Source organism: Pseudomonas sp. St29, from assembly GCF_001547915.1.
Classification (GTDB): Bacteria; Pseudomonadota; Gammaproteobacteria; order Pseudomonadales; family Pseudomonadaceae; genus Aquipseudomonas.
The window spans coordinates 5,226,489-5,251,372 of the sequence record NZ_AP014628.1; the positions used below are offsets into that span (position 1 = coordinate 5,226,489).

Sequence of the window (24,884 nt, forward strand, 5' to 3'; positions counted from 1 at the left end):
TCATTGCTTGCCCTGCAACGAGTTGAACGTCTTGAGCAGCTCATCCATGGCCAGTTTGCAGTCGGCCTGCCGTGGACTGCCGGCACGCAACGCGTCAAGTGCGCGATCGATCGCCTTGTCCAGCACGTGCCAGTCAGCGGCGGCACGGGGTTTCAACCCCGCTTCGGCGCTATCCCAGGAGAGCTCCAGATCCTTGATCCGGCTCTTGGCGGCGCTCAGATCGTTCTTGTCCACCAAGGTCGCCACCTCGGCACTGATGCCTTGGAATGCCGACAGATCCCCCAGCTTCGATACCGTGCCCTGTCCGGCCACAACCTGAGCTGGCGCTGAGGACTTTTGTTCATCACCGGTCTTGGAGCATCCGGCGGCGCTCCCCAGCAGGACGATAGCGGAGAGGATCACGAGCTTACGAGTAGCAGAATGAAAAAGAGCCATCATTGATTCCTTGGTTGAAATTGAGCGAATCACTCGGTAACACGCTGGCGATCAGCCATGCTGATCTGCGCAATAGTCACCAGCAGGAAAATCACGCAAAGGAAGATTCCGCTGGTCCAGGTCGCCCCCAGACCAAGGCCGCCGTATGTCTTGGCCTGAGTCAGAAGGTCGCCCAAGGAGGCACCGAAAGGGCGCGTAAGGATGTAGGCGATCCAGAAGGTCAGTACCGCGTTGCCCCCCAATCGCCAGGCGGCAAAGGTCACGCCGATCAGTACGGCAAAGATCACCACCCCCAGGGTGAACCCCAATCCCAGCGCCTCGGTGGCCAGATCACCGGCGGCGGTCCCCAGGGCAAAGGTGCACAGCACTGTCGCCCAGTAGAACAATTCGCGCCGAGGAGTCACGATCTGTCGGATCGAAAGACTGCGTTCAACGCCGTACCAGACAGCCAGGTTGAGCGCCAACAGCAGTGCGAACAGCGCCGTGCTGAGATACAGACTGACGCCCAACTGGTCGGTCAGCACATCGGTGACCTGGGTGCCGACAATGCTCACCAGCACCACGCTCAACCAGTAGACCCAGGGCGTGTAGGCCCGGGTACGCAACTGCGTGAACAATGCCAGCGCCAATAACAGCGCCATGCCGATGCTGGTCACCCCCTGCCCCAGGCCGGCATCGACAGCCAGATAATCGGCACAGGTTTCCCCGACCGTGGTGGACATGATCTTGATCACCCAGAAGGACAGCGTCACTTCGGGCACCTTGTTCAGCCAATTGGCCTGGATCAATGGCTTCATCTAGCACCTCTTCCTAACTGCGCCTGAATTGGCGCGGGACAGAGGTTACGAAGGAAAACTTAGCTGAAACTGAGCGGGTGTTGACGCTTCGGCCATGCCTCGTGAAATGCCCGTCCAGCGGCATTCCCACGCGCTTCGCAGGCTGTAGCAAGGCCCATGCTTGCACGGCTCGGTGGGCGCTCAGAGCATAGAGAGTTTTTTTTTACAATTAATAGCATTTTGAACTTTCTACGCTAACGTCAGATAACGAAACAGTTATCTGGGATCAGCAAGGAAAAGCCTATTTCAGAGTGCTCTGACGAATGATTCGTGGCGCCCGACTGTCCCGGCTGACCCTCCCAGCCAATCAAGGAAGCAGTAAATGAACAGTGATTGCTTGCAGGTACTCAGGCGAGTGACATGGACACTCATTTTCGCGGCTTTACCTACAGGAGTGACCCTGGCGGCAGCGAACAATTGTGCGGGGCTGGAACCACTACCGGCAGTGCTTGAAGTCAGCGAGGGCATGCAGACAGCCATACGCTCTCCCGTGGCCATCACCCGGCTGGCGGTGGGTGATCCGAAAATCGTCGACGTACACCTCAATGGCAATGACTCCTACCTGCTGACTGGCATTGCGCCCGGCGCCACCAGCCTGATGGTCTGGAGCGCCTGTTCCAGTTCGCCACGGCAAAGCATGGTCTTCGTCCAGGGCAAAGCAGCCCAATCGCTGGTGGGCTCGCAACTACCCCCTTCTGAAAGTCCCCTGCTGCCCAGTCAGGTGCAGACCGACATCCGCTTTGTCGAAGTCAGCCGTACCAAGCTGAAGGAAGCCAGCACCTCGATCTTCGGCAAGAGCGGCAACTTTCTGTTTGGCTCGCCCAATTCCGTTCCCGGCGTCACGGTGACGCCCGGGCAGGTCGGCAACCTGGCACCCCGTATCCCGCTGAATAATGGCAGCTTCAATATCGGCTTTGGCGGCGGCAATGTGCTGGGGATTATCAACGCACTTGAAGGCAGCGGCTTCGCCTATACCCTGGCGCGTCCCAGCCTGGTGGCCCTGAGCGGGCAGAGTGCGAGTTTCCTGGCCGGTGGCGAGGTGCCGATCCCGGTGCCGAGCTCTGGCAGCGACAACATTTCCATCGAGTACAAGGAGTTCGGTATCCGCCTGACCCTGACCCCTACCGTCATCGGCAACAACCGCATCGCCCTGAAAGTGGCGCCGGAAGTCAGCGAACTCGATTACAACAACGGAGTGGTGATCTCCAGCACCCGAGTTCCGGCGCTGATTGTCCGGCGTACCGACACCAGCATTTCCCTGGCTGACGGCGAGAGCTTCGTGATCAGTGGCCTGATCAGCACCAACAACAGCTCCAGCGTGAGCAAGCTGCCAGGCCTGGGCAACATTCCCATCATCGGCGCGTTCTTTCGCGACTCCACGATCAATCGTGAAGAAAAGGAGCTGCTGATGGTGGTCACCCCCCATCTGGTGCAACCACTGGCCGCCAATGCTCAGTTGCCTTCACTACCAGGTGAGCAGATGCGCAATTACGATCCGAACTGGTTCCGCATGTACTTCCTGGAAGACGGCGACTTTGATCGGCGCAGTGGACTATCGCAATGAACCAGCACCTAACCTCCTCCCTGGTGATGAAATTGAGTAATCCGGGCCTCGACAGGCCGCGCCTGGAGGTCATGACCCGAGCATCGAGCGCGTTTCGGGAGCGGAAAATGAAAGCCATGATAGTGGCGATAGGGTTGGCGATACTCGGTGGCTGCGCCTCACCTGGAGGCGCATCCTGGTCGTCGCTGAGCGCTCCGGAAAACTGCGCCAAGATCAACTCCGACCAGGAATTGTCACTCAGCCTGGCAGACGAAATGATTAACGGCGGCAAACTGCATGCTGGCCTGGCCAACCTGCAACGCCTGCCGGACGACCTTCCGGCAGTGCGCCTGCGCAAGGCCAAGATCTACCGCCTGCTGGGACAACGCGAAGCCGACCCGCTATACCGCAGTCTGCTCGGCGGTTGCCTGGCCGCGGAAGGCGAACATGGCCTGGGACAACTGGCCGCGGGGCGCGGCGATAACGAACAGGCCCTGGTGCACCTGCAACGTGCAGCCCGGCTTTCTCCCACCGACGAGAAAATCCGCAACGATCTGGGCGTGGTCTACCTCAATCAACGACGCCTGAAAGAAGCCCGATTCGAGTTCATCACCGCCATGGAGCTCAAACAGTCGGATCAATTGGCGGCCCTCAATCTGGTGACCTTGCTGATCTATCAAGGGAACTGGAAGCAAGCCTCGGAAGTGGTCAGCCGTGTCGGCCTGAGTCCGGGGCAAGTTACCGAAGCCAAGGCCCGCGCAGAAAAACTCAGGACCACGGCGCCCAATGATCGGGTAGCGACCGCCGGCGATCCGGCGCAACCCGACGCCATCCCCTCGACAACGCAGAGGTAGTGATGAAACACAACATGCTCAGTTGCCTGGGCCTCTTGCTGCTTCCCCTTGCGGCTCAGGCCATCGAACCCGGTCCGTCCTCCCCACAGCAGCAGGTCACCGAAACCTGGTTGCAACTGCAAAACCGCAATCAGGTCGCGTCGCGCACGCCGCAGCCGGCGACTCCCGGTGAGCGGGAGTTGAGCCTGCAGCGCTGGATGGAGAGCTACAAACACGCGATCCCCGAGTACTACAAGGAATACTCGGGCAAGGGGAAATAAGCCGTTGCTGTCAGCGGCGCGCCTCAAGCCTGGCGGCCATCGTTCGACCCGCCCTCCTGCACCTGCCCCATCCGCTGATGGAGCAGGCTGGCAGGCATCTGCCGCGGCTCACGTCTTTCATAACTTCCCGAAGACCTTGAATACACCAATGATTGCCGGACCTATGGCCACCAGGAAAAAGCTCGGCCACAGGCAGAAAATCAATGGAAAGATCAACTTGGTCCCCACTTTTGCGGCCTTTTCCTCCGCCAGCTGAGTACGCCGGTCGCGAAACTCCTCGGCATAAATCCGCAAGGTCGTCCCCACGCTCGTACCAAAGCGGATGCTCTGCGCCAGCAGGCTCACCAGGCCCCGAATGTCCTCCAGCCCGGTCCGATCCGCCAGGCGCTTGAGCGCTTCGGTACTGGGAATACCGGCACGGATTTCAGAGTTGACCAGCGCCAGCTCCAGAGCCAGGTCCGGTTGGCTGACGGCCATTTCCTCGGACACCCGCTCGATGGCCTGGGGCAAGGCCAGGCCGGACTCGACACAGACCACCATCAGATCAAGCGCATCCGGAAAGGCCACCAGCAAGCGGGTCGTGCGCGCCTGCCGCCGCGCACTGACATAGATCGCCGGAGCCAGCCAGCCGATACCGGCCGCCAGAATCAGCAGGAAGATCCCCAGGAGCAGCGACAGCTTCGGAATCAGCGGCAACACCAGGACCACCAGGCCCAGCATGAGCAACGGCGACAGCAAGCGCAGGGCCCAGTACATCTGCACCGCCGCAGGCGAGCGATACCCCGCGTGTATCAGCAGGGTCCGGGTCGCTGAGACCTGGTCCTGCTCTTGCGCAACAAAACGCTGGCCGACCTGTTCAAGCATCAACTGCAGGTTGCTCGGTGCCTCCCGAGTCACCGCGCCATGGCCACGCTTGATCAGCAACAGGCGACGCTGCACCGGGTCTTGCAACCCCATCACCAGCAGCACCAGGGTCGCCGCCGCGAACACCACGCTCAGGCCGATGGCCGCGGAGAACAGCAGGCGCGCGAGCGCTTCGTTGCCCACCACGCGATTGATCAGACTCAATAGATAATCCATGACCTCACCCCCTGCGAACGCCGGTGTTCAAACCTGAATCCGAATGATTTTGCGTATCCAGAAAATGCCGATCAGCATCGCGACAAACGCCCCGATGACCAGCTTCTGGCCCAGTGGTTCCTGGAACAGCAAGGGCAGATAAGTCGGGCTCGAGAAAACGATCGCCGCCGCCAGTACGAAGGGCATGGAAACCAGTATCCAGCCCGACATGCGCCCCTCGGCCGAGAGCGTCCGGACCTTGCGCTGAAAGCGAAAGCGCCCACGGATCAGGCTGCTCAGGCGCTCCAGCACTTCCGTCAGGTTGCCCCCTGTTTCACGGTGGATCAGCACAGTGGTCACCAGCATCATCACCGTCATGCTCGGCATGCGCTCCAGCAGGCCAAGCATCGCCCGGCGCACGTCATTGCCGTAGTTGATGTCGGAAAACGTCAGGCCGAACTCATGAGCGACCGGGCCCTTGTGCTCATCGGCGACCAGTTGCAGGGTTTCATTGAACGGGTGTCCGGCCCGCAGTGCCCGGCACACGGCATCCAGCGCATCCGGCAAGCCCTCTTCGAATTCGGCAAAACGCTTGCCGCGGTCGCGGGAGATCTTCAGCACCGGCAACCAGAACACCGCCATCGCCGCCGGCAGCGCCACCCACCAGATTTGCAGAAGCACCCACAACAGCAAACCCACGGCACTCCCCAGCACCACCCCCAGCAACAGCACCCGATAGGCACGGTACTCATGACCGGACTGCTCGATCATCTGAGCCAGGCTTTCCATCGCGGGCAGTTGCTCCAGGCGAGCCTCCAGCGGTGACAGGCGACGTAAGTATTTCTGCCGCAGTATCGACTGCATGTTCGGCAGGTTGCTCGCGCGCTCCAGCAGATTGAGCCGGCCGCGAATACGCTTGCGCACCTTGCTGGCCTCACCGAACACCGGTATGACCAAGCCCTGGCTGAGAAGAAACATGGCGGTAAACACCATGCCGAGGAACGCCAGGATAAATTCGCTGGGGATCTGGCTCATGGCTGGTCCTCCATCCATTCCGGCCGGAACAGGCTCAACGGCAATTCAATGCCACGCTTGGCCAGTACGTTGCGAAACGCCGGCACCATTCCGGTGGGACGGAACTCGCCGACAACCTCACCTTTCTCACCAATGCCACTGCGCACAAAGCTGAAGATCTCGGTCATGGTGATGATTTCACCCTCCATGCCGTTGATCTCCTGCACGCTGACCAGGCGCCGCGTACCGTCCTCCTGACGCTCCAGCTGGATCACCACGCCAATGGCCGAGGCAATCTGCTGGCGCATGGCCTTGATCGGAAAGGTCGCCCCCGTCATCGAAACCATGTTCTCGATCCGCCCCAGGGCATCACGCGCGGTGTTGGCGTGAATGGTGGTCAGCGACCCATCGTGCCCGGTGTTCATCGCGGTCAACATGTCCAGCGCCTCGGCACCCCGCACCTCACCGATCACGATGCGGTCCGGGCGCATCCGCAGGCTGTTGCGCACCAGCTCCCGCTGACTCACCTCGCCACGGCCTTCGATATTCGAAGGGCGGGTCTCCAGGCGCACCACATGGGGCTGCTGCAACTGCAGCTCGGCCGAGTCCTCGATGGTGACGATCCGCTCGTTATGCGGGATGAAGCTGGACAGCACATTGAGCATGGTGGTCTTGCCACTGCCGGTCCCGCCGGAAATCAGCACATTGAGCCGTCCACGGACGATGGCCTTGAGCATCAGGGCGATGGCCGGCGTCAGGGTGCCCATCTGCACCAGGCTCTCGGTATTGAGCAGGTCCACGGCAAAGCGGCGGATCGACATGCTCGGCCCGTCGATGGCCAGCGGCGGAATGATCGCGTTGACCCGCGAACCGTCCTTCAGGCGCGCATCCACCAGTGGCGAAGACTCATCAATGCGCCGCCCCAGGCTGGAGACGATGCGGTCGATGATGTTCAGCAGATGATGATCGTCACGAAAGTGCACATCGGTCCTCTGCAACTTGCCGAAGCGCTCCACGTATACCGAGGCATGGCCGTTGACCAGGATGTCGGACACCGTATGGTCGGCCAGCAGCGGCTCCAATGGCCCAAGCCCCATCACTTCATCGGTGATCTGCTTGATGATCAACTGGCGACTGCTGGCACTGACCGGCGCCGAGTGTTCATCGAGCAACCGCAGGCTGAGCTCGCGGATCTGCCGCCCGGCGTCGGCCGGCTCCAGCGTATCCAGCAGGGACAGGTCCATGACCTTGAGCAACTGCTGGTAGATCTTCTCCCGCCACTCGGTTTCCATCGAACTGAGTTTGGTCCGGGTCTCGTAGAGCACATCGGGCACGCTGGCTTCCCAGGCCATGAGCACGCTGACGCAGTCCTCGCTGCTGATGGCTGCAGCTGCCCCATCTGCCGGGGCTGGCTTGCTGGATTGCTGACGCAAGCGATTTCGAAAGTCGCTGAGCATGGCTTACCCTCCGAACAGACGGCTGAAAGTACGTTTGAGCAGGCCCTGCTCCTCGGCCTGGATACCGATCAGGCGCTGACTCAACTCGCGCAGGGCCGTGGTGATGCCGGCACGCGGCGCGTGCAGCTCCAGTGGCACGCCGGTGTTCTGGCTCTCGCCAACCACCGCGTAGTCGTTGGGCAGCTTGTGCAGATCGGTGCAGCGCAATGCCTCGGCAATGTCCTTGAGGCTGACGGCCGAGGACTTGTCGTAGCGATTCACCACCACCTGCAGTCGGTTGTTCTGCACCCCCAGGTCGTCGCGCAGAATGCGCAACAGGTGGGTGCCGTCCTTCAGGTGGCTGAGGCTCTGCTGCAGCACGATGAAGACGTGATCGGCATGCTCCAGGGTGATGCCGGTGAGATGGTCGATCTGCCGCGGCAGATCCACCACCACCCAGTCATAGGTGCTGCGCGCCAGGCGCAACAAACCTTCGAGCTGTTCAATGCGGATGTCCTGCGCCAGGAACAGTTCTCCGGTACGCCCTCCCAGCACATGCAGGGTGGGGCTGAAATGGCTGCAATAGCCGCGCAAGGCAATGCCGTCCAGGGTCTCGACCTGCTGCAGCACCTCTACATGACTGTGTGTCGGCATGACATCGAAACAGTGGGTCACGCTGCCAAACTGCAGGTCCAGGTCCAGCAGCAGGGTTCGCCCCCCCCGCACGCTGAGCTGATGAGCCAGATTGCAGGCCAGCATGGAAGCGCCCGACCCGCCCTTGGCATTCATCACCGCAATCAACTTGCCCCCTGCCCCCTGCTCCGCATGGGCCTCCATCACCATACGGCCCAGGGCCGCCTGCAACTCTTCGGCGGCGACCGGCTCCGGCAGAAAGTCACGGGCTCCAGCCTGCATCGCCAGTCGCATGCCTTCACGCTCGTCCAACGGCCCACAGACCAGAAGAGGCGGACGCTCCTTCACCGGATGCAGCAACAGCGCCGCCAGTTCCTCGCGCCACAGGTGGCTGACCCTCAACAACAGGAAGTCCGGCATCTGTTCCAACCCGTACAACGGATCGGTATGACCGTTGCTCACCAGGCGCGTGCTGACCTGCAAGCCGGGCAGTTTCGAGCACAGGGCTTTCAGATGACTCAGGGCCGGCGCATCCCGCCCACTGATCAGCAGGCGCATGCCGGTTCTGTCAGCCGCAGGAGTGGCAGGGGCTGCTCGGGTACTTAGCATGGTGTGATCTCCGGGTTGACCGTCGCATCAGGCTGTCGACCCAGGCTTTCGCGCGGCACGGTGGACTTGAACATCGGCAAAATGAACGCCCCGCCAAACCCGGGGATAAGCAAGTTGAAACTGAAATTCGACACCTCCAGCCGGACATAGCGGATGGCGAGAAATCCATTGCTGCTGGTGAGGTCGTTGGGGTTGGCGACCACCGCGCCGTTTGCATCCAGGTAGACCAGGTTCAGATTGGCACTGGTGAGGCTGGCGATCAGGCTGCTGGCTCCGCTATTGGTCGCCGAGTTGAACATCGCCCGCCGCAGAATGACCGGGTCCTTGATGTCGCACACCGCCGCCAGGCGCGCGCCGCGGCGTACCGTTTCATTCAGGGTGTTGACGGTGAAGTACAGCCGACCGACTTCCAGGGCACCGAACAGCAGGGTGAACAGCACCAGGCTGGCAATGGCAAATTCGACGATATACACCCCACGCATGTGCCGGACGTTCATCACAAGGCCCTCATCACGATAGTCGAGGTCAACGCCAGGCCCAGCGGCACGCTGCTGCCGTACAGAGCAGGCAGCGCGCTGCCGATCACCGGCACGAAGGTGTAGCTGATGCTGACCTGGACATGGTCGGTCCCGACCGTGCTGACCTGCACATTGCCGGTGGTCAGGCCGGAAACCACGGGGGGGTAGCCATTGGGATTGGCAGGGACACCGTAAACGGCAACATTCTGGGTCTGGGAGATCAGCGAAGAACTCAGGCTGACCGTGCCAAGGGTGGCGTTCCAGGCCTGGGCGGCAGCAAAGCGCCCGGCATCACGGCTGGCCTGCATCAGGCTGTTGTACTGGAACAACATGCGCCCGAATTCACCGAAGGTCAGCATCAGCAACGCCAGCAGCGGCAGGGTAATCGCCAGTTCCACCATCGCCATGCCGCGCTGGGCAGTCGGTAGTCTGTATCCACTGCGTCCCATCACGACCTCCTACGAGTCGGTACTCGGCGTCTGGTTGTTGTCGATGTAGGTCTTGTACAACTGGATGATCTGCGGCCCGGAAGTGTTCGCGGGATTGGGGCCCGGCACGTTGTCGCCTTCGCATTGACTGACGAACTGACCGAAGATCTGCGCCGAATTGCCCTGTTGCGCCTCGGGCTGCAGCACGAAGTAGCAACCGAAACCGAGCACCGGGATGGACGAGGCGCCGTCGTTCTTGCCCGAACAGTTGCCAATCACGACCTTCAGGATCCGCCGCTCGAACACGCCGTTGCTCTGGCAACCGCCGCCGGTGCCGGCGACACAGCCGGCCGAGGCCTGAACCCAATTGTTGTAGCCATACAAAGCGCCACTGGGCGTGGACAGATTGCCGTTGCTCGAAGTGACCGCTTGCCCGTTGTACTGGATCTGCGCCGGAGAGCCGGTGTAGGTCAGCGACTTGGCGTTGACGGCAATCACCAGGTCCGGTGGATAGTCCGACGCACTGAGGCCGCCGCTGTATTGGTTGAAGCGGGTGTTGAGCCCCTGGGCGGATGGCCCCACGGTGTTGCCCGGCTTGGTCAGGACGGTGGAACCCACGCTGTTGCACTGATTGATCCCGCCCGCCAAGCCCTGCCTGACCGTATTGCCCCCGGAGCCGAAGTCCAGCAGTTGAAAATTCCCGGGGCCGATTGCCGAGTTGTTGTTGGCCGCGGTTTTCAGCACCTGCAGATCACCGAACTTGAACCCCCAGAACATGCCGGTGGCCGGGTTGTTCTTGCTGGGGTCGCCGCACACCATCAACGGCGTCAGGTCGCACGGGCTGGTCGGGCTCGGGCCCGCGGTGGCCACGGCCGCCACCGACTTGCTGCCGCCATTGCCCAAGGCCTGGAACACGCCCCAGAAAAAACTGCTCAAGGGATAGTTGGTTACCGTGACCCGGACATAGCTGGCATTGGCCGGCCCGGGGAAAGAGAAAGGTCCATACACGCTGGAGGCCAGTTCGACCTTGGCGAACCCCGACGCGTTGCCGCCGATGGCCTTAGCCAGCTCCTGGTTGCCGGATGCGTTGGCATTGAGGGTCAAGGTGGCCAACGCCGCTGTCTGGGTCAGGCTTGCGGCACCGGTCACGCCCGGCACCATGCTCAGGGTCTTGGCGCCACTCAGCGCCGCCGCGTCCACTGCATTTTGCAGCCGCGTCTTGTTCAGCAGCATATGGCTGCCGTCCAGTGCCAGGGCGCCCATCAACAGGAGCGAGGCCATGGCGATCACCACCAGGATGATCATTGCCCCGCGCTGACTGGACGGAAACGCGGTGAGCGGCTGCCGGATACACGATTTCATCTTCAAGCCCTCCCCTTCTCGCTCTGCCCCAGTCCAGCCCGAACCGCCTACAGAGCCTTGATGACATTGACCTCGACACCGCGAATTACCGTGATACCCGCGGCCTCAGGGCTCGCGTGCCGATGCACGAGCGGCTTGCTCACTACGGGCGCCGGCGCTTCCTGAGCCATGGCTACCGGCTCGACAGGCAAAGGCCGCTTGTTGTTATCCAGTGGATTGCGCAGGGCCAGTTGCAGCTTGCCTGCCGTCATGCCCTTGACCAGCACTTCCGCCTGAAGCGGCGTCATCTCCAGGGTCACTGCACGCACCACCACCGGCTGGGTCTTGTCGGTACTGGCTGTCTGGTCCACGGCCAGTACCCGCAGGTCCTCCAGAATGGTCTTGGATTCGGCATTGCCATCGTTGCCGGTCTGGCGAGTGGCCAGGACATCGACCCGATTGCCCGGGAGCAGGAACCCGCCGACGCCGACCACATCGTCCACCCGGACCGATATGGCACGTTTGTCCGGCTCGATCAGCGAGGCCAGGGTGCTGCCCCCCAGGTGCTCGGCCAGGCGCGCAGCGCGCAGGATGTCGCCACGCAGCATGGAGAAGGTGGCGATCTTGCCCACCACCTTGTCGGTGGAGTCAAAGGCATCGTCCGGAACCGCATCCTTGGGCATGCGCACCACTCCCACCTGCTGGGCCTCGACCATCTGCCCGAAGGCGATCTCGACAGTGGCCACCACCACGTTGCGCTGGTTGTCGTCGGGACCGACATTGAGCCGTGCATTGAGCCAGTTGTTGGCCATCCATGCCGCGCCCAACCCCAGGATCAGGGACAAGGCAATAAGGGTGAATGTGCGAGAGCTCATGGGAGTGTCTCCTTATCCAAGAAAGTCGAGCTGGACGAAGTAGTTGCGCCACGCCCACTCCAGCTCCCGGGTCGACAGCGGACCGGAGCCGCCCAGATAGCGCTGGCGGTCGAGTGCCATGTTCAACAGGTCGCGGGGGTGGCAAGGCACCAAGGGCATGTTTTCTGCGCCATAGAGTTCCTTGAGCACATAACCAAGCACCTGAGGATCGTAAGGAACGCCCAGCCGCTCGGTCTCCTGGATCCAGATGCGCCGGTATTCCTCGGGCTTCAGATAACCGAACTGCAGCTTGTAGCCGATGCGCCGCAGAAACGCTTCGTCCGCCAGCTCCAGGGGATTGATGTTGGTGGAAAACACCAGGATCAGGTCGAAGGGCAATTCACAGTGCCGCCCACCGCCAAGGTTGAGGAAGTCACGTTTCTCTTCCATCGGCACAATCCAGCGGTTCAACAATTCCGCCGGGGCCATGCGCTGGCGCCCCATGTCGTCGATGATGAACAAGCCGTTGCTGGCCTTGAGCTGCAGGGGCGCCTGGTACAGGCGGGTGAAGGGGTCGTAGTGGACGTCCAGTTGCTCCATGGTCAACTCGCCGCCCGTGATGATCAGCGGGCGCTCGCAGTGCAGCAGCCGGCGGTCGATCCCTTCATTGAGCAACAGACTGTTCTGCTGTTCATCGTCATCCAGGCGCCGATGCACCTGGGGATCGAAGATCTCGATCACCGCCTCATTGATCGCAATGGCGTGCGGTACCCAGATGGATTCGGAAAACAGACGGATCAGTCGGCTGCTGACATAAGTCTTGCCGGTGCCCGCCGGCCCGTAAATCATGATGGCGCGCCCGGAGTTCAAGGCGACGCCCAGTTGGTCGAGCATGTCCTGAGCGAGCACCATCGCACCAAAGGAACGATGCATGTCGTGCGCGCTGATACGGCCATGGTGAATGGTCTGGATCTTGATCAGGGAGCGATAGGCACTCACCGGAAAAGGTGCGGCGCCGATGTAGCCGCTGCGCGCCAGGGCATCACGCGCGGCAGCACGGCCACGCTCCGTCAGCCCGTAGCGCAATGTCTGGCCAGGCGCCTGGCCGAGTATCTCGACACGGCGGTCCTTGCGCAGGAAGGTGAGCACCTCTTCCAGTACGGCTCCGGTCAGCGCCAGGCGTTCCACCAGTCGCGACATGTCCAGTACACCAGCGTCGTAAAGATGTTTGCACACCAGATCGCCGAGAAAGTTGTCCGCCAGCCCGGTTTCAAGAATCGTGCATGGCTGTGGGGCCAGCCGCTGCACCGCTTCCCGTTCAGAGGAGGACACACGGCTATTACTCATGGCGTACATGGTGCTCTCCTGAACTAGTGACTGAATGGCAACCAGAAAATGCTGATCAACGTGCCGAGCAGTACTGCAATCGAGTAAGGAAATGGCTTGCCTGCCACTTCATCGGCTGCAGGCGCGAAGTAAGCCCTGGCTCGGAGCATCAGCCAGTAACGCCCCACGGTCTGCTGGGCCTGGCCACGTACCAGCACGATCAATACGCCACACAAGCCACCGGCAATCAGGCTGAAGAACGCAGCCCACAAGGCCCCCTGCGGAGTCAGAAAAGTACCGACCATGGCCATCAGCTTGACGTCTCCGGCGGCCATCCCCCCAAAGACATACATCGGGAGAAACACCGCAAAACCGATCAGCAGGCCTAGCAATCCGTGTCCCAACCCGATTAAACCTGCGGAGTAAGCCTGTCCAACCAGCCCTAGGCAGACTCCGAGCAAGATCAGCACGTTGGGAATGCGGTGGCGGCGCAGATCGCCCACCACCGCCACACTCAACAGCCCCAGCAGCAGCGCCACAGCAACAAACGGCTCCTTGTCCATGACCGCAATCCTCTGTGGAGTTGGCGCTACTAGCAGGTCTTGCCTTGGACGGCGCAGCCCAGGCTGGTGATGGCTGTTTTCACGTTGGTGCCCAGGGTGATGAACGCGGCGACAGCCCCCAGCGTGATCAACCCGCCCGCCACCGCATATTCCACGATGGTCAGGCCGTCTTCGTCTTTGATGAACTTCAGCACCGAGGTCTTGATCGATTGCAGTTTCATTTTGTTTGCCTCACTCAAGTGATTGACTTCAAGAGCAGCACTTTTCGCACTACCTGGGCAAACCTTAGTCATTAGGAGATTGAGGGGGTTAGGAGTTTTTTGCTGATCGCTAGGACTTTATTGCAACTAAAACAAAAACAACTAAGCACAGGGCCAACGACCTGATCAGCCAGTAAAAGTTTGAGTAGGGAACAATTCACAAACAACACGACCACGCATTCTCAGTCGTTGAAAAATCGATCCTGGTACGGCCCTGCCGAACGAAAACAGCGCTCGGCACCACGGTCACCGAATGGCGCATGGTGCAGAACGAACTAAGCTGGCTTTTGTATATCAGGATTAGATCTTCGGACAGGCGGCACAGCAGCGATACTGCTGGACAGGGAAGAAAAACTGCGAGCCGGGTCTGACTCGAACAGCGCTTGCCCAGCGCCGTACGGTTACTCGGGATCGATCAGGATTACAGCCAGGAACCAGGCACACTGCATATGCATACCGATCCCTACTACATGCTGGACCTCAGCCTGACGAAGATCGCTCCCCGGCGTCTGGCCCAGCTACGCTGGCGACACAGAGCCAATGAACCGCTCCAGTACAGGACTGAGCCCCCAGCGCAACCACTTGGATCAACAGGTCTTGCCCTGTACTGCGCATCCCAGACTGGTAATGGCGGTACTGACGTTGCCGCCCAGGGTTACAAACGCAGCAACGGCTCCAAGGGTTATCAACCCGCCAGCCACTGCATATTCCACTATGGTCAAGCCATCTTCATCCCTGATGAACGCCGTAACCGAGGTTTTGATTGATTTCAGATTCATCTTGCCACCTCATTTAAGGACTGTACTTCAAGCGGTTAGTTGGTCCACCGCCTGAAGGAATGCTAGTCAGGGGCAACAGTGAGGGTTAGGAGTTTATTGTCGATAACTAGGACTTTTTTGCGGTGATTAATTAGAAAAAATATTCCCACGCACACACCCGGCACAGAATCGAAAGGCTAAGGAGCAACTATGAACACACCTGATCTTCAACACACGGAGACTTGTCTCCGTCATCGTCACGTGGTGACGAAGCACTATTCCCGACATTCATCGACGCACGCGATGCCCGACCTCAGATAGAGGCGGCGTGACCGCTGAAAGGAACAAGGCAATGAAACCCGAGGCGATCAAGAAACCATGCCTGCTATGGTTTGATCTCACTCGCAACCGATCCGCTGAAGAGCTGATCGGGCATTTTCGTTCAGCCTGTGACTGTCGCCTGGCCAAGGGGGCCAACGTTTCCGCGATGGATGCGCTGCCGACGCCGGACATGATCTGCATGCACTATGACCGCCCCGACATGCCGGGCCTCAACCTGCTGCTGGAGATCAAACGCAAGGTCCCCTCCGTTCCCATCGCCATGTTCACCGTGCAGCACTCAGAAGAGCTTGCCATCTGGGCGATGCGCTCGCGGGTCTGGGAGTACATGGTGCTGCCCCTGACCGGCCCGGAAACCGAACGCTTCATGCATGCCCTGAGGCAGCTCTGCGAGCTGCGTCGCCACTCTGGCGCTAGCAACAAGACGTTGCTGGTCGAGCATGGCCCGTCCTTGCCGGATAGCATCCGCTTGACCGCAGAACACCAGAAACATCAGGCCCTGAACAACGTGCTGCTGTATATCGACCAACACTTTCGCGACAGCATCGATCAAAAGGAACTGGCCAAGCGCTGCGGCATGACGACATTCCGCTTCAGCCGCCTGTTCAAGGAAGTGAATGGCCTGGGCTTCATGGACTACATCCTGAGCAAGCGCATGGATTGCGCCAAGGAACTCCTGGACAACAGCCAGATGCCCGTCACCAGCATCGGCTATGAGGTCGGTTTCAAGGATCCTTCCTATTTCGCCCGGGCCTTCAAGCAGTTCACCGGTTGCACCCCCAGCGAATACCGCCAGGCACACCGTACAACGCCCCCGCAGGACGAGCCGCAAGACGAGCAGCTGTCGCAGGTCATTGATAGCCTTCCAGAGCGCATCGAGCTTTGATGCCCCCACGCCCGGGTTTATTGCAGGCAAAAAAAAATCCCGGAAATCCTCACTTTCGTGGGCCTTCCGGATTTTCTAAACCGCCAAAATATGGTGGGTCGTGTGGGATTCGAACCTACGACCAATTGGTTAAAAGCCAACTGCTCTACCAACTGAGCTAACGACCCGCTGTGTGGTGGCGCGTATAATACTGATTTCTAACGGCAATTCAACACCCTAAATGAAAAAAATCAAAAATAAACCGTTGGATCGCTGACACCGGCTGCGTCGAAACCTTCTGCACGCAGACGGCAGCTGTCGCATTTGCCACATGCACGGCCGTTGTCGTCCGCCTGATAGCAGGAAACCGTCAGGCCATAATCGACTCCCAAACCAACACCGGCCTTGATGATTTCGGCCTTGCTGAGGTTCTGTAGGGGCGCCTGGATCCGGAAGCCCTGCCCTTCGACACCGGCCTTGGTGGCCAGGTTGGCCATGCGCTCGAAGGCTTCGACGAACTCGGGGCGGCAATCTGGATATCCGGAATAATCCACCGCATTGACGCCGATGAAGATATCCCGCGCTTGCAGAACTTCCGCCCAGCCCAGAGCCAGGGACAGAAACACGGTGTTGCGTGCCGGCACATAAGTCACCGGAATCCCCTCACCGGGTGCCTCGGGCACATCAATGGAACTGTCGGTCAGGGCCGATCCGCCAATGCCATTGAGATTCAGGCCGATCACCTTGTGCTCCACCACGCCCAGGTCCCGCGCCACACGCTCGGCAGCGTGCAGTTCGGCCCGATGGCGCTGGCCATAATCGAAGCTCATGGTGTAGCAGCGGTAGCCTTCGGCGCGGGCCATGGCCACTACCGTGGCCGAGTCCAGTCCACCGGAAAGCAGGATCACTGCACGTTTCTCGGTCGACGATTGATTCTGTGCTTGCTCAGTCATTTCAGCGCCCCGGCTCATCATTCCAAAGGTATTTATGCAGCTGCAGTTGCAGTCGCACCGGCAGGTTGTCCGCCACGATCCAGTCGGCCAGATCCCGTGCGCTGAGATCATGGTGGCTGGGAGAGAACAGTACTTCGCCGGCACGTCGCTCAAGACCGTACTGGATCAGTTTGGACACTGCCCAGTCGTAGTCCTCACGGGAACAGATGACAAACTTGACCTGGTCGTTGGCCGTCAGCAGCTCGATGTTCTCGTAGCGATTGCGATGAGCTTCCTTGGAGCCTGGAGTCTTGAGGTCAAGGACCCGGCTGACGCGCTGATCCACCTCGGAAATATCCAGCGCGCCACTGGTCTCCAGGGAGACTTCATAGCCGGCATCGCACAGCTGCTTGAGCAAGGGAATGGCATTAGGTTGCGCCAACGGCTCGCCGCCGGTGACACAGACATAACGCGGACGGAAACCGGCAACCTGCTCCAGCAGGCTGTCGAGGGTACGCTGGGTGCCGCCGCTGAAGGCATAGGCGCTGTCGCAGTATTGGCAACGCAACGGACATCCGGTCAGGCGCACGAAAACCGTGGGCAGCCCGGCAGTCCGAGTTTCCCCCTGCAACGAGTAGAAAACTTCGGTAATTCTCAATGTGTCTTGCATAGTCGCCACGGGCGTAACAGCTAAACAGGCTGTCCGCCTCCGTCAGGCACTTCAAGGAACCCCGCCATCGCGCAGATCCCAGGAAGCGTGTTTCAAAAAAAGGGGGTGAATTCTAACGAAAAAACCCGCGACAAGCGCGGGTTTCTTGTAACGGCTGCCAACACGCTTACATGCGTTGCAGATCCCGTTGTGCCAACTGAGCGGCGGAAGTGCCCGGATACTGGGCCACCACCTGCTGCAGAATGCCTTTGACCCGGTCGGTATGACCCAGGCGACGCTCTACGTCAGCCAGCTTGTACAGCGAGTCCGGCACCTTGGCATGCTTGGGGTACAGCTGGGAAACCTTGGCGAACGCCTGACCTGCACCTTGCAGATCGCCCTTGGCGAGGTTCACTTCTCCCAACCAGTACTGGGCATTGCCGGCGTACTGGCTGTTGGGGTACTTGCGCAGGAAAGCCGAGAAGGCCTGGCTGGCCTTGTCGAAGTCCTTGGCCTTGATCAGGTCGAAGGCAGCATCGTAGTAGAGCTTTTCCTTGGCCGGATCACCCGGTTCGCTACTGGCCGCGGGTGCTGGAGCAGCAGCTCCGGCTGCGGCACCGGCGGCACTGCTATCGCCACCGGCTGAAGAATTCTCAGGAGACGCGGCAGGTGCAACACCGCTTCCTATGCGCCGATCAAGATCCTGGTAACGCTCCAGGCTCTCTTGCTTCATGCGCGCTACATCATTTTGCAGAACTTCGATCACACCTTGTTGCCGTGCGATCTGCTCCTGCATTTGCTGCAGTTGCTGGAACAGCTCGCCCTGTGCCGAGACAGGGGTCGAAACCCCTCCCCCGGCATAGGCGCCGTTCGTGCCATAACCCGCTGGCGGATAACTGCTCCCGCTATTGTTATAGCCGGAGTTGTTATCGACCACAGGAACCGCAGACCACGCCGCTAGCGGCGTGAGACTGAGAGCCAAAATAGTTACAGCACGACGGCACGTTCGCATGACGAATTACTTACGCAGTTCGACGCGACGGTTTTGAGCCCAGGACTGCTCGTCGTGGCCAGTGGCAACTGGACGCTCTTTACCGTAGGAAACCAGCTCCAGCTGAGCTGGGGAAACGCCCTGCAGAACCAGGTAGCGCTGAACGGCTTTCGCACGACGCTCGCCCAGTGCCATGTTGTACTCACGAGTACCACGTTCGTCGGTGTTGCCTTCCAGAACAACGCGAGCGCCGTTTGCTTTCAGGTCCTTGGCGTGAACGTCCAGAGCGCGCATGGCTTCTGGCTTCAGGTCCGAGCTGTCGTATTCGAAGTAGAAGGTGGTGATTGCGCGCAGAGCAGCTTCTTCGCTCAGGGAGCCATCAACAGCACCAGTGTTAGCGCCGTAACCAGCGTTTGGATCAACAGCGCCTTCGCCGGCGTTGTCGCCACCTTTGGAGGAGCAACCTACAGCTACAGCCATGGCCAGAGCCAGCGCAGCAAACTTACCAAACTTCAACATTTCCATCGTGAAACTCCTAATGAACCCCAGTGTGTTAAGTGAAACATTGTAGCGCCGCGTCAGTTCAGGTAAGGGGACCAGGACGGTTCTCTGACTTCGCCTTGAGCGGTAGGAAGCGGGAGCCTCACACGTCCATTAATGGACACGAGCATCAAGACTCCCCGGCCCTGCTGGCGGGTGGCGTAGATTACCATGGTGCCGTTGGGCGCAACAGTAGCTGACTCATCAAGGTTGGTGTCTGTAAGGATTTTTACGCTACCGCGCTGCAAATCCTGAGCCGCCACCCGGAAGTTGGTGAAACCATCCTGGCGGTGAATCATTACCAGGGTCTTTTCGTCAGCAGAAAGTTTTGGGTTGGCGTTGTAGTTACCAATAAAGGTCACACGCTCGGCGCCACCACCATTGATGTTGCTTTTATAGACCTGCGGCTTGCCGCCACGGTCGGAGGTGAAATAGATGGTGGAACCATCCTTGCCCCAGAACGGCTCGGTATTGATGCCCGGGCCACTGGTGACACGACTGATCTGGCGGGACGCCATGTTCATCACATAGATATCCGGGTTGCCATCCTTGGACAGCACGAATGCCAGGCGGGTGCCATCCGGCGACCAGGCAGGAGCGCCGTTCAAGCCCTCGAAGTTGGTGATCTGCTCACGACGGCCAGTGTCGATGTGCTGAACGAAGATCCGCGGACGCTTCTGTTCGAACGACACATACGCAATGCGCTTGCCATCGGGTGCAAAGCGCGGCGACAGGATCGGCTCACGGGACTGCAGCAGGGTAACCGCCCGAGCACCGTCGTAGTCCGAACGCTGCAGGGTGTAGCGGGTGTTGTTCACCGAGAAGCGCTCAGCCGTCACGTACAGCAGGCGAGTCGAGAACGCGCCCTTGATACCGGTCAGTTTTTCAAAGGACTGATCGGAAATGTAGTGCGACATATCCCGCAGCTGATCGACGCTGCCCGACACGCTGCCGGTCAGCACTTGCTGCTCGGTGGCGACGTTGAACAGCGCGTATTGCACCTGCAGGCGCCCGCCCGCCGGAACAATGCTGCCCACCATCACGTACTGGGCGCCCAGGGCTTTCCAGTCGCGGAAAATGACTTCACTGGCCTGAGTCGGCAGGCTGATCATGTTCTGCTTGGGGATAGGTGCGTAGTACCCCGAGTTGCGCAGGTCGTCACCGATGATCTGCGCCATGTCGTCCGGCAGCACGCTGCCGCCTTGCCAACCGAACGGCACTACGGCGATGGGAGTTGCCCGGTCACTGCCACTGGTAACCAGAATGTTTTTTTCATCCGCTGCCGCTATCCCTGCCATACAGCAAATAACGACAAGCATTCCTCGAAGAAGGTTTCTCACAAGGCTAGATCCTCAGGTGTGAATGTCATCTTGAATGAACGATAGGGAGCAAAATCCTTCGGACTCAACCCCTGCATTTCTGTCAAACGCCCAATATTCTTGACTGCCGCTACCGCCGAGGCATCGAACGGACCATCACCACTGGACTTGATCACGCTAACCGTGGTCACCGTGCCATCGGGCAACATGCCGATCCGCAGCTCCACTGTCATGCCCTTGCGTGCCGAAGGAGGACGAGCCCAGCCTTCCGCTGCACGGATACGAATCAGGTCATCGAAACTGCCCGCGACACTGTCACCGACCTCATCCGACTTAGTGGCTTCACGCTCCGGCTTGTCGGACAGCAAGTCCGCCAGGGCCTGAGCCTTCTTCTCTTCGGCAGATTTACGCGCTGCTTCCTGGGCCTTTTTCTTCGCGGCGTCGGCAGCAGCTTTCTTCTTCGCGTCTTCGGCGATCTTTTTCTTCGCCTCTTCAGCTTCAGCTTTCTTCTTCGCGTCTTCCGCGGCTTTCTTCTTCGCGTCTTCGACGATCTTTTTCTTGGCTTCTTCAGCGGCCTTTTTCTTGGCCTCTTCTTCAGCGGCTTTCTTGGCTTCTTCTTCGGCTTTCTTCTTGGCTACATCAGCCAATTGCTTCTCTTCAGCCTTCTTGGCTTCGGCAGCTTTCTTGGCTTCATCAGCCTTCTTAGCCTCGTCAGCTTTCTTGGCTTCATCGGCCTTTTTCGCTTCCGCGGCCTTTTGAGCTGCCTCTTCTTTCTTTTGTTCCGCAGCCTTGATCTCTTCCTGCTCGACCTTCTTCTGCTCCAGCTGCTCGGCTTCGGTCTGACGCGCGGCGGATTTCTTCGCCTCACCCGCAATCTTGTGATTGGTCTGGGTGGTTGCCGGACTCTTGGATTTCAGCTGATACAGGGTCGCCTGGACGATCGGCTTGGCCGGAGGCAATTCCGGGGTCATGGCGAAGCTGACGAACAGCATGCCAAACACCAGCACGTGCAGGGCGATCGCCCAGACACTAGGCCAGAAGTAGCTTTCCGAGGCGGACGGCTCTCGCTGTTGGTGCATCAGGGCGCCTCGGTAATCAAGCCAACGTTACCGACTCCGGCTTTCTGCAGGCCGCCCATGGCACCCATCACGGCGCCGTAGTCGACGGATTTATCACCGCGAATGAACACCTGAGTGTGTTTGCCGCCTTCGTTGCCGGCACGGATGATCTTGGTCACCGCGTCGGTCATCTGCGGCAAGGTCATCGCCTTGTCCTGTTGCTTTTCGGTGTCGACTTCACTGCCAAGGTTCCAGTAGTAGGTCTTGTCAGCCTTGATCGAAATGGTCAGTACCTGGGTGTTGTTGTCCTGGGGCAAGGCTTCGCTGGAAACCTTGGGCAGATCAACTTTCACGCCCTGGTTGAGCATCGGCGCGGTCACCATGAAGATAACCAGCAGTACCAACATCACGTCGATGTAGGGCACCACGTTCATCTCGGCAACCGGCTTGCGTTTGTGGCGAACTCGGGCCATTGGGTTTACCTGCTCACTCTTCGCTGGTGTGCACTTTACGGTGCAGGATCGCCTGGAACTCGTCGGCGAAGGTGTAGTAACGGCTGATCAGCGTCTCGCCACGAGCGGCGAAGCGGTTGTAGGCGATCACCGCCGGAATGGCCGCAAACAGACCGATGGCCGTGGCGATCAGGGCTTCGGCGATACCCGGGGCCACAGTGGCCAGGGTCGCTTGCTGGGCCTGGGCCAGGCCGCGGAAGGAGTTCATGATCCCCCACACGGTACCGAACAGACCGATGTACGGGCTGACCGAACCGACGGTGGCAAGGAACGGCAGGCTCTGTTCGAGCTTCTCTTCCTCACGGGAAATGGCAACGCGCATGGCGCGGGACACGCCTTCCATCACGGCTTCTGGATCAACGCCCGGTTGTTGACGCAGACGGGAGAACTCCTTGAAGCCGGCACGAAAAATCTGCTCGACCCCGGAATCCGGGTCCGGATTGCTGCCTGCCTGACGGTAGAGTTTGGACAGGTCGATACCGGACCAGAAGCGCTCTTCGAAGCTCTCCAGGGCACGTCGACCGGCGCGCAGCAGGTTGCTGCGCTGAAAGATCATGATCCATGAAGTCACCGATGCGGCAACCAGGGTCAGCATTACCAACTGCACTACAACGCTGGCATTGCTGACCAGGCTCCACATGGAGGAATGGTCGACGACGTTAGCTTCCACGCTTTATCTCCTGCTCTGAGTGTGTACCCGCGCTGCTCTCGTCGACAAAGGCCGTACGCAGAGCGTCTGGAATGGCGCGGGGTTTGAAAGTGTCGGCGCGCACACAGGCCACCAGGAACTGCCCCTCACAGAGCAGCGCATTATCCGCGGCTCGCCTGACCTGCTGAGTGAAGCGCAGGCTGACCCGGTTCAATTCGGTGACATGGGCACTGACCAGAAGCTCGTCGTCCAGTCGCGCCGGCGCGTGATAACGCGCTTCGCTGGAATGCACGACGAATAACAGGTTCTCCCCTGCCAGCTGCGATTGGGCAAAGCCCAGGTGTCGTAGCCGCTCGGTTCGAGCCCGCTCCATAAACTTAAGGTAATTAACGTAATACACGATGCCGCCGGCATCGGTGTCCTCGTAATAAACGCGACAACGATGTGCGAACGGCTCAAGCCCGTTTTGCGCGCGCATACTCTAGTGCTTACTCCTCAGGTTGCCAATCCGGCCAGGCAACTGTTTTTTCATTCTTGAACGACTTTTCATGCAGTTTGGGCAATGCCAGTCCCTAGGACAGCACAAACCCCGAATAAATCGACAAGCAGCGGGTGATTAATCGTCCACAGCATCGAGGAATTCGTCTACCACAGGCATATCCCCCAATCGTGACGGAATGTTTAGACCGAAGTGCAGATACGCATGCCGGGTCACCACACGACCTCGGGGAGTGCGCATGATGTAGCCCTGCTGGATCAGGTACGGCTCCAGCACGTCCTCAATGGTGTGACGCTCTTCGCTGATCGCCGCCGCCAGGCTGTCGACCCCCACCGGACCACCGTCGAACTTCTCGATCATGGTCAGCAACAGACGCCGGTCCTGGTGGTCGAAGCCACGCTCATCGACATCCAGCAGGTTCAGCGCCAGGTCGGCGATCGGCTTGGTGATATGCCCCTTGGCCCGGACTTCGGCGAAATCCCGCACCCGGCGCAGCAAGCGGTTGGCGATCCGCGGAGTGCCACGGGCCCGCCGCGCCACTTCGAAGGCGCCTTCCGGATCCAGTGGCAAACCGAGGATCCCGGCGGATCGGCTGACAATGGTCGCCAGGTCCGCCGTGCTGTAGAACTCCAGGCGCTGGACGATGCCGAAGCGGTCCCGCAGTGGGTTGGTCAGCATCCCCGCGCGCGTGGTGGCACCCACCAGGGTAAACGGCGGCAGATCAAGCTTGATCGAGCGCGCCGCCGGACCTTCGCCGATCATGATGTCGAGCTGGAAGTCCTCCATGGCCGGGTACAGCACTTCTTCGACAATCGGCGACAAGCGGTGAATCTCGTCGATGAACAGCACGTCGTGAGGTTCAAGGTTGGTCAGCAGCGCCGCCAGATCGCCGGGGCGCTCCAGCACCGGCCCGGAGGTGCTCTTGATCGAGACGCCCATTTCCTCGGCGATGATGTTGGCCAGGGTGGTTTTGCCCAGCCCGGGAGGGCCGAAGATCAGGGTGTGATCCAGGGACTCGTTGCGCCCGCGGGCGGCCTGGATGAACAGCTCCATCTGCTCGCGCACGCTGGGCTGGCCGATATAGTCGGCCAGGCTGACCGGACGAATCGCCCGGTCCTGGATTTCCTCGCGCTCACGGGGGCCCGTGGCGGCGATCAGACGGTCAGCTTCAATCACTTAAATCATTCCCTTCAGGGCTCGGCGGATCATGTCTTCACTGCTCAAGCCTTTGTCTTTGATCGCGGATACTGCCTTGCTGGCTTCCTGCGGCTTGTAGCCCAGGGAGATCAGCGCGCTGACCGCATCCGACTCGGCGCTGGCCACCGGCACCGGTGCATCCGGCTGGTTCGGCACCAGGGCAAACATGCTCGGTACGGCTTCCCAGGCCTTGAAGCGGTCCTTGAGTTCCACCAGCAGGCGTTCGGCGGTCTTCTTGCCAACCCCGGGCACCTTGGTCAGGGCCGAGGTGTCCTGGGCCTGCACGCAACGCACCAGCTCATCCACTTCGAGGCTGGACATCAGCGCCAGGGCCAGCTTGGGACCCACACCATTGAGACGGATCAACTCGCGAAAAAAGTCTCGCTCGCGCTTGCTGGCGAAACCGTAGAGTAACTGCGCGTCCTCGCGCACGACCAAATGGATGTGCAAGGTCAGAGGCTCACCGACCGACGGCAGCCTGTACAAGGTGGTCATGGGCACTTCGACTTCGTAGCCCAGCCCGTTTACATCAAGAATCAGGTGCGGCGGCTGTTTCTCAGCCAGGGTGCCGCGCAAGCGTCCAATCACGTTTCAGATCCTTAGGCGA

General features: G+C 60.1%; 29 protein-coding genes and 1 tRNA gene. 4 read left to right on the forward strand and 26 right to left on the reverse strand.

Annotated features, from left to right (window positions below; genetic code table 11):
- Both PST29_RS23090 and PST29_RS23095 read right to left on the reverse strand, forming a co-directional pair.
- Window positions 1–435 carry a hypothetical protein gene (locus tag PST29_RS23090; protein WP_060844435.1) on the reverse strand — a complete coding sequence of 145 codons (435 nt, stop codon included), beginning with the start codon at window positions 433–435 and terminating at the stop codon, window positions 1–3.
- A 29-nt stretch (window positions 436–464) separates the two neighbouring features.
- The gene (locus PST29_RS23095; RefSeq protein WP_060844436.1) at window positions 465–1,232 is read right to left on the reverse strand and encodes a COG4705 family protein; all 768 of its coding nucleotides are present in this window, start codon (window positions 1,230–1,232) and stop codon (window positions 465–467) included.
- A gap of 361 nt (window positions 1,233–1,593) precedes the next feature.
- Between PST29_RS23095 and PST29_RS23100 the strand changes: the two genes are divergently transcribed.
- The 3 genes from PST29_RS23100 (at window position 1,594) to PST29_RS23110 (ending at window position 3,928) form a co-directional block, all read left to right on the forward strand.
- On the forward strand, window positions 1,594–2,835 hold the full coding sequence (locus PST29_RS23100; protein WP_060840705.1) for a type II and III secretion system protein family protein: 1,242 nt from the start codon (window positions 1,594–1,596) through the stop codon (window positions 2,833–2,835).
- 107 nt (window positions 2,836–2,942) lie between these two features.
- The gene (locus PST29_RS23105) at window positions 2,943–3,668 is read left to right on the forward strand and encodes a tetratricopeptide repeat protein (protein ID WP_060840706.1); all 726 of its coding nucleotides are present in this window, start codon (window positions 2,943–2,945) and stop codon (window positions 3,666–3,668) included.
- Window positions 3,669–3,670: 2 nt separating this feature from the next.
- Window positions 3,671–3,928: a DUF3613 domain-containing protein gene (locus PST29_RS23110; protein WP_060840707.1), complete on the forward strand. Its 258-nt coding sequence runs from the start codon at window positions 3,671–3,673 to the stop codon at window positions 3,926–3,928.
- 117 nt (window positions 3,929–4,045) lie between these two features.
- Here the strand turns inward: PST29_RS23110 and PST29_RS23115 are convergent, their stop codons facing one another.
- From PST29_RS23115 to PST29_RS23170, 12 genes are all read right to left on the reverse strand, one after another.
- Entirely contained in the window at window positions 4,046–5,008 is a 963-nt protein-coding gene (locus PST29_RS23115) for a type II secretion system F family protein (protein WP_060840708.1), read from the reverse strand.
- A gap of 27 nt (window positions 5,009–5,035) precedes the next feature.
- Complete coding sequence (locus tag PST29_RS23120; RefSeq protein ID WP_060840709.1) at window positions 5,036–6,022, reverse strand: type II secretion system F family protein; 987 nt, start codon at window positions 6,020–6,022, stop codon at window positions 5,036–5,038.
- A complete protein-coding gene (locus PST29_RS23125) occupies window positions 6,019–7,458 on the reverse strand; it encodes a CpaF family protein (protein ID WP_060844437.1) in 1,440 nt (479 codons plus the stop codon). The genes PST29_RS23120 and PST29_RS23125 overlap by 4 nt, the downstream gene beginning before the upstream one ends.
- 3 nt (window positions 7,459–7,461) lie before the next feature.
- The gene (locus PST29_RS23130) at window positions 7,462–8,679 is read right to left on the reverse strand and encodes an AAA family ATPase (RefSeq protein WP_060844438.1); all 1,218 of its coding nucleotides are present in this window, start codon (window positions 8,677–8,679) and stop codon (window positions 7,462–7,464) included.
- The gene (locus PST29_RS23135) at window positions 8,673–9,176 is read right to left on the reverse strand and encodes a TadE/TadG family type IV pilus assembly protein (RefSeq protein WP_060844439.1); all 504 of its coding nucleotides are present in this window, start codon (window positions 9,174–9,176) and stop codon (window positions 8,673–8,675) included. The genes PST29_RS23130 and PST29_RS23135 overlap by 7 nt, the downstream gene beginning before the upstream one ends.
- Entirely contained in the window at window positions 9,176–9,646 is a 471-nt protein-coding gene (locus PST29_RS23140; RefSeq protein WP_016967354.1) for a TadE/TadG family type IV pilus assembly protein, read from the reverse strand. Before PST29_RS23140 ends, PST29_RS23135 begins: the two co-directional genes overlap by 1 nt.
- A 9-nt stretch (window positions 9,647–9,655) precedes the next feature.
- A complete protein-coding gene (locus PST29_RS23145; protein WP_060840713.1) occupies window positions 9,656–10,987 on the reverse strand; it encodes a TadE/TadG family type IV pilus assembly protein in 1,332 nt (443 codons plus the stop codon).
- A 47-nt stretch (window positions 10,988–11,034) separates the two neighbouring features.
- A complete protein-coding gene (gene cpaB, locus PST29_RS23150; protein WP_060840714.1) occupies window positions 11,035–11,841 on the reverse strand; it encodes a Flp pilus assembly protein CpaB in 807 nt (268 codons plus the stop codon).
- 12 nt (window positions 11,842–11,853) lie between these two features.
- Window positions 11,854–13,176, reverse strand: coding sequence for an AAA family ATPase (locus PST29_RS23155; RefSeq protein WP_060840715.1), 1,323 nt, complete (start codon window positions 13,174–13,176; stop codon window positions 11,854–11,856).
- Between the two features lie 14 nt (window positions 13,177–13,190).
- A complete protein-coding gene (locus PST29_RS23160) occupies window positions 13,191–13,709 on the reverse strand; it encodes an A24 family peptidase (RefSeq protein ID WP_060844440.1) in 519 nt (172 codons plus the stop codon).
- A gap of 29 nt (window positions 13,710–13,738) precedes the next feature.
- Complete coding sequence (locus PST29_RS23165) at window positions 13,739–13,930, reverse strand: Flp family type IVb pilin (protein ID WP_016967360.1); 192 nt, start codon at window positions 13,928–13,930, stop codon at window positions 13,739–13,741.
- 626 nt (window positions 13,931–14,556) lie between these two features.
- Window positions 14,557–14,748: a Flp family type IVb pilin gene (locus tag PST29_RS23170; protein ID WP_060840717.1), complete on the reverse strand. Its 192-nt coding sequence runs from the start codon at window positions 14,746–14,748 to the stop codon at window positions 14,557–14,559.
- A gap of 331 nt (window positions 14,749–15,079) precedes the next feature.
- Between PST29_RS23170 and PST29_RS23175 the strand changes: the two genes are divergently transcribed.
- Window positions 15,080–15,952, forward strand: coding sequence for a response regulator transcription factor (locus PST29_RS23175; RefSeq protein ID WP_060840718.1), 873 nt, complete (start codon window positions 15,080–15,082; stop codon window positions 15,950–15,952).
- A gap of 91 nt (window positions 15,953–16,043) precedes the next feature.
- Here the strand turns inward: PST29_RS23175 and PST29_RS23180 are convergent.
- The 12 genes from PST29_RS23180 to ruvA form a co-directional block, all read right to left on the reverse strand.
- Window positions 16,044–16,119 (reverse strand) — tRNA-Lys (locus tag PST29_RS23180).
- 63 nt (window positions 16,120–16,182) lie between these two features.
- Window positions 16,183–16,884, reverse strand: a complete 702-nt coding sequence (gene queC, locus PST29_RS23185) for a 7-cyano-7-deazaguanine synthase QueC (protein WP_060840719.1) — start codon at window positions 16,882–16,884, stop codon at window positions 16,183–16,185.
- Window position 16,885: 1 nt separating this feature from the next.
- Window positions 16,886–17,533 (reverse strand): 7-carboxy-7-deazaguanine synthase QueE, encoded by a 648-nt coding sequence (gene queE / locus PST29_RS23190; RefSeq protein WP_016963208.1) that lies wholly within the window; start codon window positions 17,531–17,533, stop codon window positions 16,886–16,888.
- Window positions 17,534–17,699: 166 nt separating this feature from the next.
- Window positions 17,700–18,524, reverse strand: coding sequence for a tol-pal system protein YbgF (gene ybgF, locus PST29_RS23195; RefSeq protein ID WP_060840720.1), 825 nt, complete (start codon window positions 18,522–18,524; stop codon window positions 17,700–17,702).
- A 6-nt stretch (window positions 18,525–18,530) separates the two neighbouring features.
- Window positions 18,531–19,028 carry a peptidoglycan-associated lipoprotein Pal gene (pal, locus tag PST29_RS23200; RefSeq protein ID WP_003227510.1) on the reverse strand — a complete coding sequence of 166 codons (498 nt, stop codon included), beginning with the start codon at window positions 19,026–19,028 and terminating at the stop codon, window positions 18,531–18,533.
- A 53-nt stretch (window positions 19,029–19,081) separates the two neighbouring features.
- A complete protein-coding gene (tolB, locus tag PST29_RS23205; protein WP_015636767.1) occupies window positions 19,082–20,362 on the reverse strand; it encodes a Tol-Pal system beta propeller repeat protein TolB in 1,281 nt (426 codons plus the stop codon).
- A gap of 17 nt (window positions 20,363–20,379) precedes the next feature.
- Entirely contained in the window at window positions 20,380–21,441 is a 1,062-nt protein-coding gene (gene tolA, locus PST29_RS23210) for a cell envelope integrity protein TolA (RefSeq protein ID WP_016963210.1), read from the reverse strand.
- Complete coding sequence (tolR, locus tag PST29_RS23215) at window positions 21,441–21,893, reverse strand: protein TolR (RefSeq protein WP_011063015.1); 453 nt, start codon at window positions 21,891–21,893, stop codon at window positions 21,441–21,443. Before tolR ends, tolA begins: the two co-directional genes overlap by 1 nt.
- Before the next feature lie 13 nt (window positions 21,894–21,906).
- Window positions 21,907–22,602 carry a protein TolQ gene (gene tolQ, locus PST29_RS23220; RefSeq protein WP_016963211.1) on the reverse strand — a complete coding sequence of 232 codons (696 nt, stop codon included), beginning with the start codon at window positions 22,600–22,602 and terminating at the stop codon, window positions 21,907–21,909.
- Window positions 22,592–23,059, reverse strand: a complete 468-nt coding sequence (gene ybgC / locus PST29_RS23225; protein WP_060840721.1) for a tol-pal system-associated acyl-CoA thioesterase — start codon at window positions 23,057–23,059, stop codon at window positions 22,592–22,594. Before ybgC ends, tolQ begins: the two co-directional genes overlap by 11 nt.
- 138 nt (window positions 23,060–23,197) lie before the next feature.
- On the reverse strand, window positions 23,198–24,256 hold the full coding sequence (ruvB, locus tag PST29_RS23230) for a Holliday junction branch migration DNA helicase RuvB (protein WP_060840722.1): 1,059 nt from the start codon (window positions 24,254–24,256) through the stop codon (window positions 23,198–23,200).
- On the reverse strand, window positions 24,257–24,865 hold the full coding sequence (gene ruvA / locus PST29_RS23235) for a Holliday junction branch migration protein RuvA (protein ID WP_060844441.1): 609 nt from the start codon (window positions 24,863–24,865) through the stop codon (window positions 24,257–24,259). It lies immediately after the preceding gene.
- Window positions 24,866–24,884 lie beyond the last annotated feature (19 nt).